The organism is Rhodovulum sp. P5 (assembly GCF_002079305.1).
In the GTDB taxonomy this organism is placed as follows: Bacteria; Pseudomonadota; Alphaproteobacteria; order Rhodobacterales; family Rhodobacteraceae; genus Rhodovulum.
This window is the reverse complement of the sequence record NZ_CP015039.1, coordinates 3,390,261-3,407,859: the sequence shown is the minus strand read 5'-3', so window position 1 is coordinate 3,407,859 and position 17,599 is coordinate 3,390,261. Positions and strand designations below refer to the sequence as shown.

Below are 17,599 nucleotides of genomic sequence, written 5' to 3'. Positions count from 1 at the left end.
GGCTTCCGAATCCGCCCATAGCACCGGTTCCGGGTCCTTGCCGCAGCGCGAGGGCATCGAAGCCGAAGACATGATCGAGCATGCCGAAAGCGCCTCGAGCTTTCTCAAGGCGCTGTCGCACGAAGGCCGTCTGATGATCCTGTGCCATCTCTCGACCGGCGAGAAATCGGTGACGGAACTCGAAACGCTCCTGTCCTCGCGGCAGGCCGCCGTCAGCCAGCAACTGGCACGCCTGCGGCTGGAAGGTCTGGTCTCGCACCGCCGCGAGGGCAAGGCGATCTATTATTCGCTGGCGGACGAAAAGGCCCGCCGCATGCTGGAACTGATGCACGACATGTTCTGCAACGCACAGAACCCGCCGAAGGGGATCGGCTGACAGTAGGAACAGGGCCAGGGCTGCCGGCAGGAACGGCCCGGGCCGGGGAGGATGAATGGACATCATACCGCCGGGCGCCTGGGCGGCGCTCATCGGCCTTGTGACCGGCACGGTGCTGGGATTGGCCGCGCGGCTGGGCGATTTCTGCACGCTGGGCGCGATTGAAAGCGCCATCTACGGGGAAGACCAGCGCAGGTTGCGCATGTGGGGCGTGGTTCTGGGCACCGCGATCGCGGCAACCTATCTGCTGGCCTCGGTCGGGCAGATCGATCTGATCAAGACACCGTGGCACGGGATCAGTTGGAACCCGCTGGCCGGCGTCCTTGGCGGGGGTCTTTTCGGCTATGGCATGGCGCTGGCCGGCAATTGCGGCTTTGGCGCACTCGCCCGCTTTGGCGGGGGCGACCTGCGGTCGCTCGTCGTGGTCGTCGTGATCTCGATCTTCGGCTTTGTCACGCTGTCGGGGCCGCTGGCGCCCCTGCGCGACTGGCTGTTTCCGCAGGTCCCGTCGGATTCGATGCAGGGCTTCGCGCATCTTGCGGAAGCGACCTTTGGCATTCCGGCCCTTCTGTTTGCCCTGCTGGTCGCGGCCGGTTTCCTTGGCTGGGGGCTGAGCCACGGGCCCTTGCGCGAAGATCCCCGCCGCATCTGGTGGGGCGCAGGCGTGGGCCTTGCCATCGCCGGGGCGCTTTGGGGCACGTCGGTGGTGAACCACCTGACCCTTGGTGCGGTCGAAGTCGAGGGACATACCTTCACCGCCCCCCTCGGCCGGACGCTTCTGTGGCTGATGACCTCGTCGGCGGGCGGGCTTTCCTTCTCGGTCGGTTCGGTCATGGGCGTGATGCTGGGCGCATGGCTTGGCTCCCGCCGAAGTCGCAGTTTCCGGTGGGAGGCATGCGAGGACCCCCGCGAAATGGGGCGGCAGTTTTTGGGCGCCGCCCTGATGGGCGTGGGCGGCGTGGTCGCCCTGGGTTGCTCCATCGGACAGGGGGCGACGGCCTTTGCCACGCTGGCCTATTCCGCCCCGGTGACGCTGGCCGCGATCTATGCCGGGGCCTTCTTCGGGCTGAAACGCCTGATCGCCGGGTTCCAGCCGGATTGAGCGCAGCACCGACCACAGGCCGGATCGTCGCGCTGGATATGGCGCGCAGCGCGGCACTGCTGGGCATGGCCGTCTTCCATTTCGTCTACGATCTGGAGATGTTCGGCCATCTGCCAGCGCGCACGGCCACCACCGGCGGCTGGCGCGTGCTCTCGATTGCGGTGGCCGGGGCGTTTCTGTGCCTTGCCGGGGTCAGCCTTGTCCTCGCCCATGGAAACGGAGTCCGGTGGCGGGCCTTTGCCCGGCGCTTCGTCCGCATTGCAGGGGCGGCGGGGCTGGTGACGGCGGGCACTTATGTCGCGTTTCCCCACGGCTTCGTCTATTTCGGAATCCTGCATTCCATCGCTCTGGCCAGCCTGATCGGGCTGGCCTTCCTGCGGCTGCACGCGGGCGTTGCACTGGTCACCGCCGGTCTGGTCTGGCTGCTGCCACGGATATACCGCACCGACGCCCTGCCCGGGCCCTGGCTCGACTGGCTGGGGCTGTCCCACCACCCGCGGCCCAGCGTCGATTTCGAACCCGTCTTCCCATGGCTCGCCCCCTTCCTTCTGGGGCTGGCGCTGGCCCGGTTGGGACAGCAGGCGGGGGCCTGGGAACGCTTGCGGTCACACGACCCACCCGGCCTGCTTGCGCTGCTGGCATGGCCCGGGCGGCACAGCCTGATCCTCTATCTGGTGCATCAGCCCGTGCTGATCGCTCTTGTCTGGCTTGGCACCGCCGTCCTGCGATAACCGGTCAGACCGCGGTCTCATCCAAGGTTTCCGCAATGCCAGCATTTGGCGGGACCACGGGCAGCATGGCCGACAGGAGTTCGGCGGCCACAAAGGCGGCAATGACCTCGGGCCTTTTGTCCCCCTTTCCGGCCGCGCCAACGGGGCAAACCAGCCGCCCGTCGGACAAATCCGGCCGGGTATCCTCAAGAAAGTGCCGGAACCGCGCACGCTTGGTGGCCGACCCGATCATGCCAACATAGGCCGCGTCCCCGCGGGCCAGCGCCTCGGCCGCGAGCATGAAATCAAGCGCGTGATCATGGGTGAGGATCAGATAGGCGCCGGACGCCCCGGCATTCCGGATGACCTCTTCCGGCAAGACGCTCAGGTGGGTCTGAACCGCGGGCGTCACGCGTTTCAGTTCCTCGGGCCGGCTGTCGATGACGACCGTGCGAACCGGCAACAGCGACAGGCACGCCGCCACCGCCCGCCCCACATGCCCGGCCCCGAAGATGTGGACCGAAGGTCGGGTCGCCTGCGCCCGGTCAAGCCGCTGCAAAAGCGCAACCCGGCCCGCCGCATCCAGACGCCGGAACCCGATCTCCACGCGTCCCCCGCAGCACTGGCCGATCCCCGGACCAAGCGGCAGGTCCATCCGGTGCGTCACCTCTCCACGCAGCAGCATCCCCCGGGCGGCCTCGATCGTCCTGAATTCCAACTGCCCGCCGCCCACGGTCCCCATCACCTCGTCCGCCGCAACCAGCATCCAGCTTCCCGCCTCGCGCGGGGCAGAGCCCTGAACATCGGTGACACTGACCAGGATCACCTCCGCCATGCGGTTCAGAAATCGCCGCACGTCCTCGCCGCTGCGCATTGCCTCAGCCCCCGCGCAACCGCTCCACCGCCATCAGCACCCGTTCGGGCGTGGCGGGGGCATCCAGACGCGGGCATTCGCGGTAGTCGGCGATGCTGGCCACCGCCATCGACAGCGCCTCGAACACCGACATGGCCAGCATCAGCGGTGGCTCCCCCACGGCCTTCGAGCGCTTGATCGTCATCTCGCGGTTTTCCGACCAATCAGCGAGTGCGACGTTGAAGATTCGCGGCCGATCCGAGGCAAGCGGTATCTTGTAGGTCGAGGGCGCGTGGGTACGCAAACGGCCATTGTCGTCCCACCACAACTCTTCGGTGGTCAGCCACCCCATGCCCTGAATGAACCCGCCCTCCACCTGCCCACGATCAAGGGCGGGGTTCAGCGACCGGCCCACATCGTGCAGAATGTCCACCCGGTCCACCTGATATTCGCCGGTCAGCGTGTCGATGGACACCTCCGAACAGGACGCCCCGTAGGCGAAGTAGTAGAATGGGCGGCCCTTGCCCGCCGCGCGGTCCCAGTGGATATCGGGCGTCTTGTAAAAACCTGCCGCCGACAGGTGGACGCGTGCCGTATAGGCCTCTGCAATCAGCGTGTCGAAGGGGATTGCGGCGTCGCCGGCGCGCACTGCGCCGGGCGTGAACACGACCTGCCCCGCGGCTACGCCAAGCTTCTCGCCCGCAAAGGCCGCCAGTCGCGCCTTGATCTGGTTGCAGGCGTCCAGCGCCGCCATACCGTTCAGGTCCGACCCCGACGACGCCGCCGTGGCCGAGGTGTTCGGCACCTTCTCTGTCGTGGTCCTGGTGATCTTGATGCGGCCGATATCCACCTGAAACGCATCCGCCACCACCTGCGCGACCTTGGTGTTCAGCCCCTGCCCCATCTCTGTCCCGCCGTGGTTCAGATGGATCGACCCGTCCTTGTAGATGTGGATCAGCGCACCGGCCTGATTGTACCATGTCGCGGTGAAGGAGATGCCGAACTTGACCGGCGTCAGCGCGATCCCCTTCCGGATCACACCGCCCCTGGCGTTGTGGTCCAGCACCGCACGACGGCGGTCGGCATAGTCGGCGCTGGCTTCCAGCTCCGCCACCAGCCGCGGCAGGATGTTGTCCTCGACCCTCTGGTGATAGGGCGTGACGTCACCATTCAGCCCGTAGAAATTCGCCTTGCGCACCTCCAGCGGATCGCGGCCCAGCGCATAGGCGATCTCCTCGATGATCCGCTCGCCCGCCAACATGCCTTGCGGGCCGCCGAACCCCCGAAAGGCGGTGTTCGATACGGTGTTGGTCTTCATCGGGCGCGATGTCAGCCGGACATTGGGCAGGTAATATCCGTTGTCCACATGGAAGAGCGCCCGGTCGGTCACCGGCCCCGACAAATCCGACGACCAGCCGCAGCGCGCGGCCAGCGTCGCCTCCACCGCCTCGATCCGCCCGGCGTCGTCGAACGCCACATCATAGTCGATCAGGAAATCGTGCCGCTTGCCGGTGACGATCATGTCCTGATCCCGGTCGGGGCGGATCTTGACCGGGCGGTTCCAGCGTTTCGCCGCCAGCGCGGCCACGACGCAGAACAGGCTCATCTGGCTTTCCTTGCCGCCAAAGCCGCCCCCCATGCGCCGAACATTCACCACCACCGCATTGGCCGGAATGCCCAGCACCTGCGCCACCATGACCTGCGCCTCGGTCGGATGCTGGGTGGAGGCGTGAACCACCACCTCGTCATCCTCACCCGGCATGGCAAAGGCGATCTGGCCTTCCAGATACATGTGATCCTGCCCGCCCACGACCATTCGGCCCGACAGGCGGCGCGGTCCCGCGGCAAGGGCGGTATCGACGTCGCCCCGTTCCAGCTTCAGCGGTTCGGTGACATGGGGATAGCCCGCCGCCAGCGCGTCCTCGATGGTGGCCGCATGGGGCAGCGGGTCGATCTCGACCGTCGCAAGCGCCGCCGCATGTCGGGCCGCTTCACGGGTTTCGGCCACCACGGCAAAGATCGGCTGGCCATGAAACGCAACGACATCCTCGGCAAAGACCGGTTCGTCATGGGCATGGGTCGGACTGATGTCGTTCAGCCCCGGAATGTCGTCCGCGGTCAGTACACCGAAGACGCCGGGCGCAGCCCGAACCGCCGACAGATCGAGCGCGGTCAGGTGCCCATGCGCGACCTCTGCCAGCCCAAGGCAGGCATGGAGCGTACCCACCGGTTCAGGGATGTCATCGGTATACTCCGCGCGGCCCGAGACATGCTTGATGCCTGAATCGTGCGGATGGTCCTGGTGGACGGCGCCTCTGACCCCAGCGATCTGTTTCATTCCACGCCCTCCGCCGCCCGGTGCAGGCGAACGGTATCGGCACCCTCGGCGTGCTCCAGCCAGAACCGCCGGAACAGGTTCTGGGCGACCGTCATCCGGTAGGTTGAAGAGGCGCGCCAGTCGGTGATCGGAGTGAAATCGGCGGGCAATTCGGCAGCTGCGGCGATCAGGCTGTCTTCGACCCAAGACGCCCCGATCAGCGCGGCCTCTGCCGCCGTGGCCCGGCGCGGTGTCGCCGCCATGCCGCCGAAGGCGATGCGCGCCGCGCTGATCTTGCCGTCTTGCAACGTCACGTTGAAGGCCGCGGCGACGGAGGAAATGTCCTCGTCCCGCCGCTTTGAGACCTTGTAGGCGGCGTGCACTGCGCCCGGCGTGGGCTTCGGCACAAAGACGCTTTCCACGAACTCACCCGGCGCGCGGTCCTGCTTGCCATAGTCGAGGAAGTAGTCCTCCAGCGGCAGCGCCCGCCGCTTGTCCCCCTGCCGCAGGGTCAATTCCGCACCCAGCGCGATCAGCACGGGCGGCATATCCCCGATGGGGGACCCGTTGGCGATGTTGCCGCCAATAGTCCCCATGTTGCGCACCTGCCAGCCCGCGATACGGGAAAGGTAGTCGCGCAGATGCGGGAAGGACGAGCACAGCGGCCCCTCTGCCTCTGTATAGGTCGCGCCGGCGCCTATCCTCAGCCCGCCTGCCTCGGTCTCAACCTGACGCAACCCATCCAGATGCCCGATGAACACCGCCGGAGAAATCCGGCGCATCCCCTTGGTGATCCAGAGGCCGACATCGGTCGCCCCCGCCACCACCGTCGCGTCCGGATGCGCCGCCAGCACCGCCGCCAGATCGTCCACATCCGCGGGCAGGATCGCATGACTGTCGTCGCGGCCCACCTCCGCCCGTCGCCCGTCGCGAAGCGCACGCAGCCGGGCCAGGGCCGCCGCACGGCCCGACACAAGGCTGTCCTTGCGGCGATCCTCGTGACAGGCGGCCAGCGCAGCACGGACAATCGGCGCATAGCCGGTGCAGCGGCACAGGTTGCCCTGCAGGGCCGTCTCGATCTCGTCCTCGGAGGGTGCGGGGGTCGTCACCCTCAGCGCGGCCAGCGCCATCACGACCCCCGGCGTGCAGAACCCGCACTGGCTGCCATGATCGGCCACCATCGCGTCCTGCACGGGATGCAAGCCCCCCACGGCATCGGCCAGATGCTCCACCGTCACCACGTGGCATCCATCCAGCGAGGGCAGCAGCCGGATACAGGCATTGACCGGTTCATAGACCAGTTCCCCCGCTGCAATCCGCCCGACCAGAACCGTGCAAGCGCCGCAATCGCCCTCGGCACAGCCCTCCTTGGTGCCGGTCAGGCGTCGGGTCAGCCGCAGGAATTCCAGAAGCGTGTCCTCGGCCGCAACGGCATCCAGAACCACCGTCGCGTCGTTCAGCAGGAACCGGATTTCCCGGCGATGCTCCATGCCCGTTCCTTTCCCAGCGTCCCTCAGGCGGTCTCGGCCAGCCCCCCGAGATGACATAGCGCCTGCACGATCTCGTCCACGCCCTGACCATGGCGCAGCGCCGCAAAGATGGTTTGCCCGGTGCCGCGCATGCGCTTTGCGTCGCGCTCCATCACCGACAGATCGGCGCCGACATAGGGCGCAAGGTCCGTCTTGTTGATGATCAGCAGGTCCGACTTGGTGATCGCCGGGCCACCCTTGCGCGGGATCTCCTCCCCGGCGGCAACGTCGATGACGTAAAGCGTGATGTCGGCCAGTTCCGGGCTGAAGGTGGCAGACAGATTATCGCCCCCGGATTCTACCAGAACCACGTCGAGATCGGGGAACCTGGCCGACAGTTCGGCAATAGCGGCGAGGTTGATCGAAGCATCCTCCCGGATCGCGGTATGGGGGCATCCGCCCGTCTCCACCCCCTTGATCCGGTCAGAGGGCAGCACCTGCATCCGCATCAGCGCCTCGGCATCCTCCTGCGTATAGATGTCGTTGGTGACAACGGCGACGGACAGGTTCGGAGAAAGGGCGCGGGCCAATGCGGCGGTCAGCGTGGTCTTGCCGGCGCCCACCGGGCCGCCGATACCAACACGCAGGGGGCCATGGGGGGAACTCATGAGCGGAACAACCTTGAATACTGGGTTTCGTGCTTCATCGAACAAATGTCGGCCATGAAAGCGGAACTGGCAAGGTCATCAAGGCCCTGCCCGATGGCCCGTTCTGCAATACTCTCGCAAAGCGGTGTCAAGGCGGTCAGCACGCGCTGCCCGTCGGTCTGGCCGATGGGGATCAACCGGATCCCGGCAGAGACGAGGTTGGAGGTGAAAGCATGCAGATACATCTTTGCCGTCAACGCCAAGGGAACGTCCTGCAACCGCGCCGCCCGGCCCAGCGCGACCGGATAGGTGAACCCCGGCAGGTCGTCTCCCCAGACCTCGGCGGTGATCTGCGCGAAGGCCGCGCCCTGCCCCGTGGTTTCCAACAGACGCTCGGCAGAGGGTTGAAAGGCGCGCGCCTCGGCATCGATCCCGGCCAGCGCCGCCGGATCAGCGCGATAGGCCGCGGCCAGAAAGATCACGTCACAGCGGCCCGAACCGTGTTCCAGCACGTCGGCCAGCCAATCCTGCAACGCCGCGGCATCGCGCAACTGCCCGGCCTCGACCGCCCATTCAAGGCCGTGACTGTAGGTGAACGCGCCCACCGGATAGGCAGGCGACAGCCACTGCGCCAGTTTCAGTACCTGTGCGTCAGGGGTCATGGGGGTGGTCGTGCGCATGCCCATGCGCATGATCGTGACCATGCCCGTGGTCGTGGGAATGCCCGTGGTCATGGCCATGCGTTCGCCCGTGGCCATAGGCGCCACCCTCGGGGACGAAGGGCTCCTCCACCTCGCGCACATCGGCGCCGATCTTTTCCAGCATGTCGCGGATGACATGGTCGCGCTGGATCAGCAGGCGTTTGGGGTCGATCTGACAGGGCGTGTGACGGTTGCCGATATGCCAGGCGATCCGGGCCAGATCGTGGCCCCGGATTTCCAGAAGCGGCTCCACCGCCGCGCGCACCTTTATTGTCAGCCCGCCGGACAGGCACAGAATGTCGCCTTCGTTCAGCGAGGTGACCTTTGGCAGGTCCAGCAGGAAGGCCAGACCGCCATCGCTTTGCAGGCACTTGCGGCGCAGGAACCGGTCGTCATAGGTCAGCGTCACGCAATCGTCGGGCTTGCCGTCGATGCTGTCGCGGATCTCGTGTGCCACGGGAAGCGCGTTCATGCACGCCCCCGCGGCCCGGCCGGGCATCCCGGCGCGATCAGCGATAGTAAACGTCGCGGAAGGCGTGGTGCACGATCTTTCCGCGCGCGATCCCAAGCCGGCGAAGCTGTGCGTCGTTCATCGCCTGAAGGGAGCGGGCCCGGCGCAGATGGGGGTTTTCCTCTGCGATCTTGCGAAGCATCCGCATGACGCGGGCCATCAGGCCCGCTTGCGCAAAGTCCTGCGAATACTGTTCGGTTGTGGCGTCGGCATGTGCCATCGAGTGTTGTCCTGTCTGTTATCTTGCTCTCACCCAGAGCGCGTAGATAGGCAGGCAGACAGAGCGCCAAAACCGCCGATTCCCCATATCCGCGATGCAAAGACAACATGGCAGGATCTGCCCCGGGGGCAGATGAAACATATGGCGCCCGGTCCCCAGACAGGGGCCGATGGATGTTCAGCCGAACAGATCGCGGAAGACATAGCGCGGGATGTCGTCCCGCGTGATGCCGATCTGCGCCAACTGGTCGTCGCTGCAGGCATTCAGGTTCTGGATCTGACGCATGCGCGCACGGCGAAGGCCGTAGGGATTGACCCCCAGCCCAAGCCCCGCGAAGAACAGATCCAGCCGTTCGGACATGCCGCCGGGCACGTACTTGACCGTCATGAATGGCGTTGCCATCGGAAACCTCCGTCGTACTCAACAATACAGGTTTCCCCCCTTCGGTCTTAAGATAGGGCTTACGACGGGGTCGGCCCATTGCCGACACGGCCTGTTCGCTCCGAAAATGCTGCGCTGCGGCGAAATTGGGCGCAATTTCCATTTTCTGCTCAGAACATGAAATACCGTTGCGCCATCGGCAGCACTTCGGCGGGCTGGCAGGTCAGCAATTCGCCATCGGCGCGCACCTCATAGGTTTCGGGGTGCACCTCGATCTCGGGCGTCGCATCGTTCAGGATCAGGTCCTCCTTGCCGATGTTGCGGGTGTTCGCCACGGCAACCGTCTGCTTGGCCAGGCCCAGCGCATCGCCGATCCCCTCTGCCTGTGCGGCGGCCGAAACGAAGGTCACCGCCGATGCCTCCAACGACCGGCCGAAAGCGCCGAACATCGGGCGGGTATAGACCGGCTGCGGCGTGGGGATGGAGGCATTGGGATCGCCCATCTGCGCACAGGCAATCGTGCCTCCGATCAGCACCATGTTCGGCTTGACCCCGAAAAACGCGGGGTCCCACAAGACAAGGTCGGCGCGCTTGCCTTCCTCGATCGATCCGATCTCGTGCCCGATGCCGTGGGCGATGGCCGGGTTGATCGTGTATTTCGCCACGTAACGACGAACCCGGTAGTTGTCGTTGTCGCCGGTTTCCTCTGCCAACCGGCCCCGCTGTTTTTTCATCTTGTCGGCGGTTTGCCATGTGCGGATGATGACCTCGCCCACCCGGCCCATCGCCTGGCTGTCGGACGCGATGATCGAGAACGCCCCCATGTCGTGCAGGATATCCTCGGCCGCGATGGTTTCGCGCCGGATGCGACTTTCGGCAAAGGCCACATCCTCGGGGATCGACTTGTCGAGGTGGTGACAGACCATCAGCATGTCCAGATGCTCTTCAAGCGTGTTCACCGTGAAGGGGCGCGTGGGGTTGGTCGAGGACGGCAGGACGAAGTCTTCGCCACACACCTTGATGATGTCGGGCGCGTGGCCGCCGCCGGCCCCCTCTGTGTGGAAGGCGTGGATGGTGCGGCCCTTCATGGCCTTGATGGTGTTCTCGACGAACCCGCTTTCGTTCAGCGTATCGGTGTGGATCATCACCTGCACGTCCATGTCGTCGGCCACGGACAGGCAGCAGTCGATGGCGCCGGGCGTCGTGCCCCAGTCTTCGTGCAGTTTCAGCGAACACGCCCCGCCCTTCACCTGCTCCACCAAGGCAGCGGGCAGCGAGGCATTCCCCTTCCCCGCGAAGGCCAGGTTCATCGGAAACGCATCGGCCGCTTGGAGCATCCGCCCGATATGCCACGGCCCCGGCGTGCAAGTGGTGGCGAGCGTCCCGTGCGCCGGACCGGTGCCGCCCCCCAGCATGGTGGTCAGGCCCGAATGCAGCGCATCGTCGATCTGCTGGGGACAGATGAAATGGATATGGCTGTCGAAACCACCCGCGGTCAGGATCTTGCCCTCGCCCGCGATAGCCTCTGTCCCCGGGCCGACGATGATGTCGACACCGGGTTGGGTGTCGGGGTTGCCCGCCTTGCCGATCTTGGCAATGCGCCCATCCTTCAGCCCGACATCGGCCTTGTAGATGCCCGTATGATCGACGATCAGCGCATTGGTGATGACGGTATCGACCGCCCCCTCGGCGCGGGAGGTCTGGCTTTGCCCCATCCCGTCGCGGATCACCTTGCCGCCGCCGAACTTCACCTCTTCCCCATAGGTGGTGAAATCACGCTCCACCTCGATGATGAGATCGGTGTCGGCCAGCCGCAGCCTGTCCCCGGTGGTGGGGCCGAACATTGCGGCATAATCGGCACGGGAGATTTGCTTGGGCATGGGCTGTCCCTCGTCAGTTCATCAACAGGCGGAGGTCTTCGGTCCGCCGCTCGGTCAGGCGTTTCAGGCAGTCATAGTGGATAAGCGGCGCGATGGAGCCGCCCTCGAACGGGGCCCGCTCCGCGGCACAGGCGGCATCGCGGAACGCGATCCATTTCCGTTGGGCATCCAGCAGCAATGCACCTGCGCCCATCTGATCCATTGCCTGCTTGGCCCCGGGCCAGACCGCGTTCAGTTCCGCATCCGCAGCGGTATAGGCGCTGGCGGCGCACTGGTTCATCTCGGCCTGTGTCATGCCCGGGCACGCGGCCAAGGCAGGACCGACATGGCCGATCAGCACCGCAAGGGCCAAGGCGACCAACCCGGCCGGACGCCCGGGGATCCCAGACCGACCGGCTTTGACGCTGCTATCTGGCTCCATGTCGGCCCACACCCGGTTCCTGTCTCACTCGTCCTTGTCGGACGGCGCGTTGCCCGCTTGCGGCATCACCGGCGGCTGGGCCGGTTTGCGGCGGGCGCGGGTTTTCGTCGTTGCGGCAGCGCGCGCGGCCGCCGGTTTGGCGGCGGCCTCCCCTGACGCCTTCGCCGCGGGGGCAGGCTTTCGGGCCGCCGGCGCGGTCCGCTTGCGCACAGGGGGCTTCTTGACCGCCGGTGTCGCAGGCATCGCCGGCGGTTCAGACGGCGCAGCAACCCGCGCGGCCGGGGGCGTCTCGACCTCCGCTTTGGGTTCCGCACCATCGGGCTGCACGACCTTCAACGCCGCGGGGGCAGCTGGCCGAGGCGCAGGACTGCTGGCCAATGCGGCGCTGGCTTCAAGGTTAAGATCGTCCACATTGTCCCCTTTGCCGATGGCCGCATCGGCGGTCAGCGGATCGATGGTGCCGGCCTCTGCGATGATGATCCAGGGGTTCGCCTTCAGCATCAGCTCGGTCATCATCTGGAAGACGCGCATTTGCTGCTCGAACATCGAATTCACGGCCCAGAACGGCGAGAACGCGGCATAGAAAGGCGGGGTTGGGTTGCAGGTCATTGATCTGCCTCCTTCGTCGTGGATGGACCGATCAAAGATCGCCCATCACCTGTTGGTTGAAACCGAAAACACGGCGGGCACCGGAAATGGGGATAAGCTGAACCTCTCGCCTCTGCCCCGGCTCGAACCGCACCGCGGTCCCGGCAGCGATGTCGAGCCGCGTACCGCGCGCCACGTCCCGGTCGAAGTCGAGCGCGGGGTTGGTTTCGGCGAAATGATAGTGGCTGCCGACCTGAACCGGGCGGTCGCCCGTATTGGCGACCATCACGGTGATGGCCTGCCGCCCCTCGTTCAGGGTCAACGCTCCCTCCGCCGGAAACAGCTCTCCGGGGATCATTTCCGCACCGTCAGCCACACCAGCGCGGCCCCACCGGCAACAAGCGATGCGGCCAGCAGCAGCATGCCAGCCCCGATCCCGTGGGGATGCAGATGGGCGCCTTCATGCGCAAGCGCGGGGGCGGCGGCGACGATCAGGGGGAGAACGATCAGCTTTTTCATCGGGAACCTCGTCAGCGGATAGGGTTGTGAACGGTGACAAGCTTGGTGCCGTCGGGAAAGGTTGCCTCGACCTGCACCTCGTGGATCATCTCGGGGATGCCGTCCATGCACTGGTCGCGCGTGATGACCTCGGCGCCCGCCTGCATCATGTCGGCCACGCTGCGGCCGTCCCGGGCCCCTTCGACAACGGCATCGGTGATCAGGGCCACGGCCTCCGGGTAATTCAGCTTCACGCCACGGGCGAGCCGTTTGCGCGCAACCTCGGCGGCCATGGCGACAAGCAGCTTGTCTTTCTCTCGGGGGGTCAGTTGCATCTCAGGTCATCCACGATCTTGGAATGGCATCCTCGGTCAGGCGCATGAGAACCGGCAAAAGCGCCTTGCGCAAGTCGTAACCGTCACCCGCCAGCAGGCGCAACGCCAGAAGACCGGGCCGGATCAGGCTGACCCCGCCGGTATCGGGCAGAAGCGCGCGCAAGGGGGCCAGATGGGCGTCCGCCTCGGGCGCGGCGAAGACGACGCTGGCCATCGCCCCGGCCCCGGCGCCCACACCGCGCCGCGATAGACGTGTCGAAACATCGCCGGACAGCCGCACGGCATCCAGATACAGCGGTGCACCCGACTGCCGAATCTCGATCCGGTCGCGGAATTCCGCCTCGCTCAGCACTTCGCCCATCGCGGTGCGGCCGAAAATGACCGGCTCCACCAAAAGAACCCGCGCACCGGGGGCCAGCTCGACCGTAAGCGTCCGGTGCAGCGCAGAGCCCCGATAGAGGATCGTTTCCTGCGGCAACCAGTCGAGCCGCGCGCCGGTCTCGACGATCAGCCGGTTCTGCACCTGCGCAACCTCGCCCGGCTGCGCAAGATAGGCGCGTTCGGCTGCCTGCGTGGTGAAACGAAGATGACTGCCCTGCCCCGCCATCGCATCGGTCGTGAAACGGTCCCCGCCCGTCAGCCCGCCAGCGGTGTTGATCAGGATCGAGTCGAGCGCTGCGCCTTGCCGATTGGGGAACAACGCCTTGAAGGCCCCGGATTGGCGAAGCGTGGCAAGCACCGTGCCATCCGGCCCCGCTTTGCTGCCAACCATCACCGTCCCGCGCGCACGCGGCTGCGCACAGGGCTGATCGGACTCGCGCATTTTCACCTGAAAGTTGATACGCCCAACCCCCGACATCGATCTTCGCCATCTTGTCACGCAACGACGCTGCACATGCACGGTAAATCGGCTTTTGAATGTGGATTCGCACGAAAAGCGCCCGCGAATAACGCAACTCCGCACCGATCGCATACAATTTGCGCAAAACGCCTTCTGGTCGCGTTTTTTGAAGCGGTCGAAACCTGAGCGCAATTGCTCCCGGGGATGCACGCGGAAACTCTGCGCACGCCTCGGGACGGCGGTTCGACACTGCCGCACAAGGGGGTGTGTGATGATCGACGGGACAGGAATCGCGACAGGTCGTCACATGGGATGCAACATGAACAGTTGCAGGCCGCGAAGCTGGGGAATTTGCGCCACAACCGCGCGAGCCGCCCCCCTTTGGCCGGTTCTGCGCGGAGGACAACATGAAGACAGTCAAGACCATGCTTGCCGGGGCAGTCGCCCTGAGCGCCATCGCCTTGCCGGCCTGGGCCGCGGACACCATCAAGGTGGGCGTCCTGCACTCTCTTTCGGGCACGATGGCGATTTCGGAAACCACGCTGAAAGACACCATGCTGATGCTGATCGACGAGCAGAATGCCAAGGGCGGCGTGCTCGGCAAACAGCTTGAGGCCGTGGTGGTCGATCCTGCATCCGACTGGCCGCTTTTCGCGGAAAAGGCGCGCGAGCTGCTGACCGTGCAGGATGTCGACGTGATGTTCGGCTGCTGGACCTCGGTTTCCCGCAAATCGGTTCTGCCGGTGATCGAAGAACTGAACGGCCTGCTGTTCTACCCGGTGCAGTACGAGGGCGAGGAAAGCTCCAAGAACGTGTTCTATACCGGTGCCGCGCCGAACCAGCAGGCGATCCCGGCGACGGACTATTTCCTTGAGGAACTGGGTGTGGAGAAGTTCGCCCTGCTTGGCACCGACTATGTCTATCCGCGGACCACGAACAACATTCTTGAAGCCTATCTCAAGGACAAGGGAATCGCCGAGGAAGACATCTTCGTCAACTACACCCCCTTCGGCCATTCCGACTGGTCCAAGATCGTGGCCGACGTCATCGCGCTGGGCGCCGACGGCAAGAAGGTGGGCGTGATCTCCACCATCAACGGCGACGCCAATATCGGCTTCTACAAGGAACTGGCCGCGCAGGGTGTGTCGGCCAATGACATCCCCGTCGTCGCCTTCTCGGTCGGGGAAGAAGAACTTTCCGGCCTCGACACCACCAACCTTGTCGGTCACCTCGCCGCGTGGAACTACTTCCAGTCCGCCGAATCCGACGCCAACGAGGCGTTCATCGAAGCTTGGAAAGCCCGCATGGGCGAAGACCGCGTCACCAACGACCCGATGGAGGCCCACTATATCGGCTTCAACATGTGGGTGAACGCGGTCGAAGCGGCCGGCACGACCGATGTCGATGCCGTGCGCGAAGCCATGTGGGGGCAGGAATATCCCAACCTTACCGGTGGCACCGCCGTGATGGGTGTGAACCACCACCTGTCCAAGCCCGTTCTGATCGGCGAGATCACCGAGGACGGCCAGTTCGACATCATCAGCGAAACCGAGGAAGTGCCGGGCGATGCCTGGACCGACTACCTGCCGGACTCCGCGGTGCTGAAATCCGACTGGAAGACGCTGGACTGCGGGATGTTCAACACCGAGACCAACACCTGCGTGCAGATCAAGTCCAACTACTGATCTGACCGGCTTCAGGGGGGCGGGTCGCCCTGCCCCCCGACCTTTCCCACAGGCAGACCCCGCATGCGCATTCTTCTTGCCGCCCTTCTTCTTGTCGTCTCGATGGCCGCGGCCGCTCTGGCACAGGACAGCCCGATCCAGCAGCTTTTGCAGGACAACCGCCAGCTCATCGAAAAGAGCTCGCGCAAGACGATCGGGCCGGCCATCGACGCCCTGCGTGACAGCGGCCTGCCCGCAGCCCAGACCGTGCTGGAACGATGGCAGGCCAAGGAGATGTGGCAGCGCGAGGAAGACGGCCTGTTCTTCTTTGCCGAAAAGATCGACTCCAAGACCTACCGCCTGATCGACATCGCCACCGGCGCGCCGGTCGGTACATATGACAAGGGCGATCTGGAGCAGTTGAAACCCAATAGCGGTATCCGCGGGATGATCGGCGCGGCGCTGGTGCAGTTCCAGTTGAACGACCCCGATCCGGCAAAGCGGGTCGAGGCGCTGGATGCCATTGCCCGCGATGCCGAGGCGAGCCACCTTGACGCCCTGCGCCGCAGCATCTACGGCGAAGCCAACGCTGCACTCAAGGCCCGCAAGGAACGTCTGGAACGCCTGCTGACCATCGCCTATGACGATGACCCCGCGGCGCGCATCGCCGCCATCGAAAGCTTTTCCGGTGATCTGGGCGTCGATGCCCGCGCCGCCCTGAACCCGCTGGTCGCGACCACCCGTGCCGTGACGACGGGCGCCCCGCCGGCCGGGGAAAACGTGGCGCGCACCCTGACGCCCGGCAGCGCCGATTTCACGGAAGACGAGGCCTATGCCCTTCTGGTTGACGCAGGCCTCGCCCCGCCGCGCCTGACATCCGACGCCAAGCGTGCCGCCCTTGCCGCCCATGTCGAAGATGGCCGGGTCGGTGGCGTGCCGCTGCATGAACTGGATACCGAGGCCGACCGCGACCGTGCCTACACCGCCCTGGCCTTCGCCGGGCTGGTCCCGCCTGCGGCCAGCGACGGAGAGGCCGCCGCAGCGCTGGAGGCCCACACCTTCTACGAACGCTATGCCGAGCCGGACCCCGCCGTCACCGCCGCCGCCAATGCCACGCTGGAATCCATCACGTTCCGCGTGGGGTTCAACCAGTTCGCCGATCTGATGCTGGATGCACTCTCGCTCGCCTCGATCTATTTTCTTGCCGCTATCGGGCTTGCCATCACCTTTGGCGTGATGGGCGTGATCAACATGGCCCATGGCGAGTTCATCATGATGGGCGCCTATACCGGCTTCGTCGTCCAGCAGTTCATTCCCAACTACACCGTCTCGATCCTTGTCGCGCTGCCGCTGGCCTTCGCCGTGACCTTCGCCGCGGGCGTCGCAATGGAACGGCTGGTGATCCGCTGGCTGTACAACCGCCCACTAGAGACGCTGCTGGCGACCTTCGGAATCTCGATCGCGCTGCAGCAATTGGCCAAGAACATCTTCGGCACGCAGGCGCGCCCGCTGACCTCCCCCGACTGGCTGGATGGCGCGCTGCAGATCAACGACGTTGTCTCGATCAGCTATATCCGCATCGCGATCTTCGTGCTTGCGCTGGCCTTCCTCGCGCTCTTCCTGTTCATCATGCGCCGCACCCGGCTGGGGCTGGAGGTACGTGCGGTGACGCAGAACCCGCGCATGGCGGCTTCGATGGGCGTCAATCCCGACCGGATCAACATGCTGACCTTCGGGCTGGGCTCTGGCATCGCAGGCGTGGCCGGTGTGGCTATCGGGCTCTACGCCAAGGTCACGTCGGAACTTGGGCAGGACTACATCGTCCAAAGCTTCATGACCGTGGTCGTGGGCGGCGTCGGTAACATCTGGGGTACGCTTCTGGGCGCGACGCTGATCGGCTCGCTCCAGAAAGGGATCGAATGGCTGAACCCGTCCAACACACTGGCCGCGCAGACCTACATGATCCTCTTCATCATCCTGTTCATCCAGTTCCGGCCGCGGGGCATCATCGCCCTGAAGGGCCGCGCGGCGGGGGATTGATCGCCATGGCTGCACCTTCTTCTTGGGAAAAATACCCAAATCCCG

General features: G+C 65.4%; 20 protein-coding genes. 5 read left to right on the top strand and 15 right to left on the bottom strand.

All coding sequences use genetic code 11. From position 1 onward, the window contains the following. The first annotated feature begins 70 nt into the window (after window positions 1-70). Genes RGUI_RS16230 through RGUI_RS16220 form a run of 3 tightly spaced genes read left to right on the top strand, consistent with a single transcriptional unit; the run spans window position 71 to window position 2,209 of the window. Entirely contained in the window at window positions 71-376 is a 306-nt protein-coding gene (locus RGUI_RS16230) for a helix-turn-helix transcriptional regulator (protein WP_156883100.1), read from the top strand. A gap of 55 nt (window positions 377-431) precedes the next feature. Then, window positions 432-1,478: a YeeE/YedE family protein gene (locus RGUI_RS16225; RefSeq protein WP_081534850.1), complete on the top strand. Its 1,047-nt coding sequence runs from the start codon at window positions 432-434 to the stop codon at window positions 1,476-1,478. Next, window positions 1,475-2,209 (top strand): heparan-alpha-glucosaminide N-acetyltransferase, encoded by a 735-nt coding sequence (locus tag RGUI_RS16220; RefSeq protein ID WP_253798542.1) that lies wholly within the window; start codon window positions 1,475-1,477, stop codon window positions 2,207-2,209. The genes RGUI_RS16225 and RGUI_RS16220 overlap by 4 nt, the downstream gene beginning before the upstream one ends. Before the next feature lie 4 nt (window positions 2,210-2,213). On the opposite strand, the gene xdhC is transcribed toward RGUI_RS16220, so the two are convergent. The 15 genes from xdhC to RGUI_RS16150 all read right to left on the bottom strand — a co-directional run bounded on the left by xdhC (window position 2,214) and on the right by RGUI_RS16150 (window position 13,781). Next, window positions 2,214-3,062 carry a xanthine dehydrogenase accessory protein XdhC gene (gene xdhC / locus RGUI_RS16215; RefSeq protein WP_081534846.1) on the bottom strand — a complete coding sequence of 283 codons (849 nt, stop codon included), beginning with the start codon at window positions 3,060-3,062 and terminating at the stop codon, window positions 2,214-2,216. A gap of 4 nt (window positions 3,063-3,066) precedes the next feature. Beyond that, window positions 3,067-5,379: a xanthine dehydrogenase molybdopterin binding subunit gene (gene xdhB / locus RGUI_RS16210; RefSeq protein WP_081534844.1), complete on the bottom strand. Its 2,313-nt coding sequence runs from the start codon at window positions 5,377-5,379 to the stop codon at window positions 3,067-3,069. Continuing rightward, window positions 5,376-6,848, bottom strand: coding sequence for a xanthine dehydrogenase small subunit (xdhA, locus tag RGUI_RS16205; RefSeq protein WP_081534842.1), 1,473 nt, complete (start codon window positions 6,846-6,848; stop codon window positions 5,376-5,378). Before xdhA ends, xdhB begins: the two co-directional genes overlap by 4 nt. Window positions 6,849-6,871: 23 nt before the next feature. Further along, window positions 6,872-7,495 (bottom strand): urease accessory protein UreG, encoded by a 624-nt coding sequence (gene ureG, locus RGUI_RS16200; RefSeq protein WP_081534840.1) that lies wholly within the window; start codon window positions 7,493-7,495, stop codon window positions 6,872-6,874. Further along, entirely contained in the window at window positions 7,492-8,136 is a 645-nt protein-coding gene (locus RGUI_RS16195) for an urease accessory protein UreF (protein ID WP_081536136.1), read from the bottom strand. The genes ureG and RGUI_RS16195 overlap by 4 nt, the downstream gene beginning before the upstream one ends. Then, window positions 8,126-8,647 (bottom strand): urease accessory protein UreE, encoded by a 522-nt coding sequence (gene ureE, locus RGUI_RS16190; RefSeq protein WP_081534838.1) that lies wholly within the window; start codon window positions 8,645-8,647, stop codon window positions 8,126-8,128. Before ureE ends, RGUI_RS16195 begins: the two co-directional genes overlap by 11 nt. 37 nt (window positions 8,648-8,684) lie before the next feature. After that, window positions 8,685-8,906 (bottom strand): hypothetical protein, encoded by a 222-nt coding sequence (locus tag RGUI_RS16185; protein ID WP_081534836.1) that lies wholly within the window; start codon window positions 8,904-8,906, stop codon window positions 8,685-8,687. A gap of 177 nt (window positions 8,907-9,083) precedes the next feature. After that, window positions 9,084-9,308 (bottom strand): DUF1127 domain-containing protein, encoded by a 225-nt coding sequence (locus RGUI_RS16180; protein WP_081534834.1) that lies wholly within the window; start codon window positions 9,306-9,308, stop codon window positions 9,084-9,086. Between the two features lie 149 nt (window positions 9,309-9,457). Beyond that, window positions 9,458-11,167: an urease subunit alpha gene (ureC, locus tag RGUI_RS16175; RefSeq protein ID WP_081534832.1), complete on the bottom strand. Its 1,710-nt coding sequence runs from the start codon at window positions 11,165-11,167 to the stop codon at window positions 9,458-9,460. A gap of 13 nt (window positions 11,168-11,180) precedes the next feature. Beyond that, window positions 11,181-11,462, bottom strand: coding sequence for a lysozyme inhibitor LprI family protein (locus RGUI_RS16170; protein ID WP_081536135.1), 282 nt, complete (start codon window positions 11,460-11,462; stop codon window positions 11,181-11,183). A gap of 150 nt (window positions 11,463-11,612) precedes the next feature. Next, window positions 11,613-12,197, bottom strand: a complete 585-nt coding sequence (locus RGUI_RS16165; protein ID WP_081534830.1) for a hypothetical protein — start codon at window positions 12,195-12,197, stop codon at window positions 11,613-11,615. Window positions 12,198-12,228: 31 nt separating this feature from the next. Beyond that, window positions 12,229-12,534: an urease subunit beta gene (locus RGUI_RS16160; RefSeq protein ID WP_081534828.1), complete on the bottom strand. Its 306-nt coding sequence runs from the start codon at window positions 12,532-12,534 to the stop codon at window positions 12,229-12,231. Further along, the gene (locus RGUI_RS21520; RefSeq protein WP_156883000.1) at window positions 12,531-12,695 is read right to left on the bottom strand and encodes a peptidase M23; all 165 of its coding nucleotides are present in this window, start codon (window positions 12,693-12,695) and stop codon (window positions 12,531-12,533) included. The genes RGUI_RS16160 and RGUI_RS21520 overlap by 4 nt, the downstream gene beginning before the upstream one ends. Window positions 12,696-12,706: 11 nt before the next feature. Beyond that, window positions 12,707-13,009 carry an urease subunit gamma gene (locus RGUI_RS16155; RefSeq protein WP_081534826.1) on the bottom strand — a complete coding sequence of 101 codons (303 nt, stop codon included), beginning with the start codon at window positions 13,007-13,009 and terminating at the stop codon, window positions 12,707-12,709. 1 nt (window position 13,010) lies between these two features. Further along, on the bottom strand, window positions 13,011-13,781 hold the full coding sequence (locus RGUI_RS16150; protein ID WP_081536134.1) for an urease accessory protein UreD: 771 nt from the start codon (window positions 13,779-13,781) through the stop codon (window positions 13,011-13,013). A 476-nt stretch (window positions 13,782-14,257) separates the two neighbouring features. Between RGUI_RS16150 and urtA the strand changes: the two genes are divergently transcribed. Both urtA and urtB read left to right on the top strand, forming a co-directional pair. Next, complete coding sequence (urtA, locus tag RGUI_RS16145) at window positions 14,258-15,535, top strand: urea ABC transporter substrate-binding protein (protein ID WP_081534824.1); 1,278 nt, start codon at window positions 14,258-14,260, stop codon at window positions 15,533-15,535. Between the two features lie 63 nt (window positions 15,536-15,598). Continuing rightward, complete coding sequence (gene urtB, locus RGUI_RS16140) at window positions 15,599-17,554, top strand: urea ABC transporter permease subunit UrtB (protein ID WP_081534822.1); 1,956 nt, start codon at window positions 15,599-15,601, stop codon at window positions 17,552-17,554. Window positions 17,555-17,599: the final 45 nt, after the last annotated feature.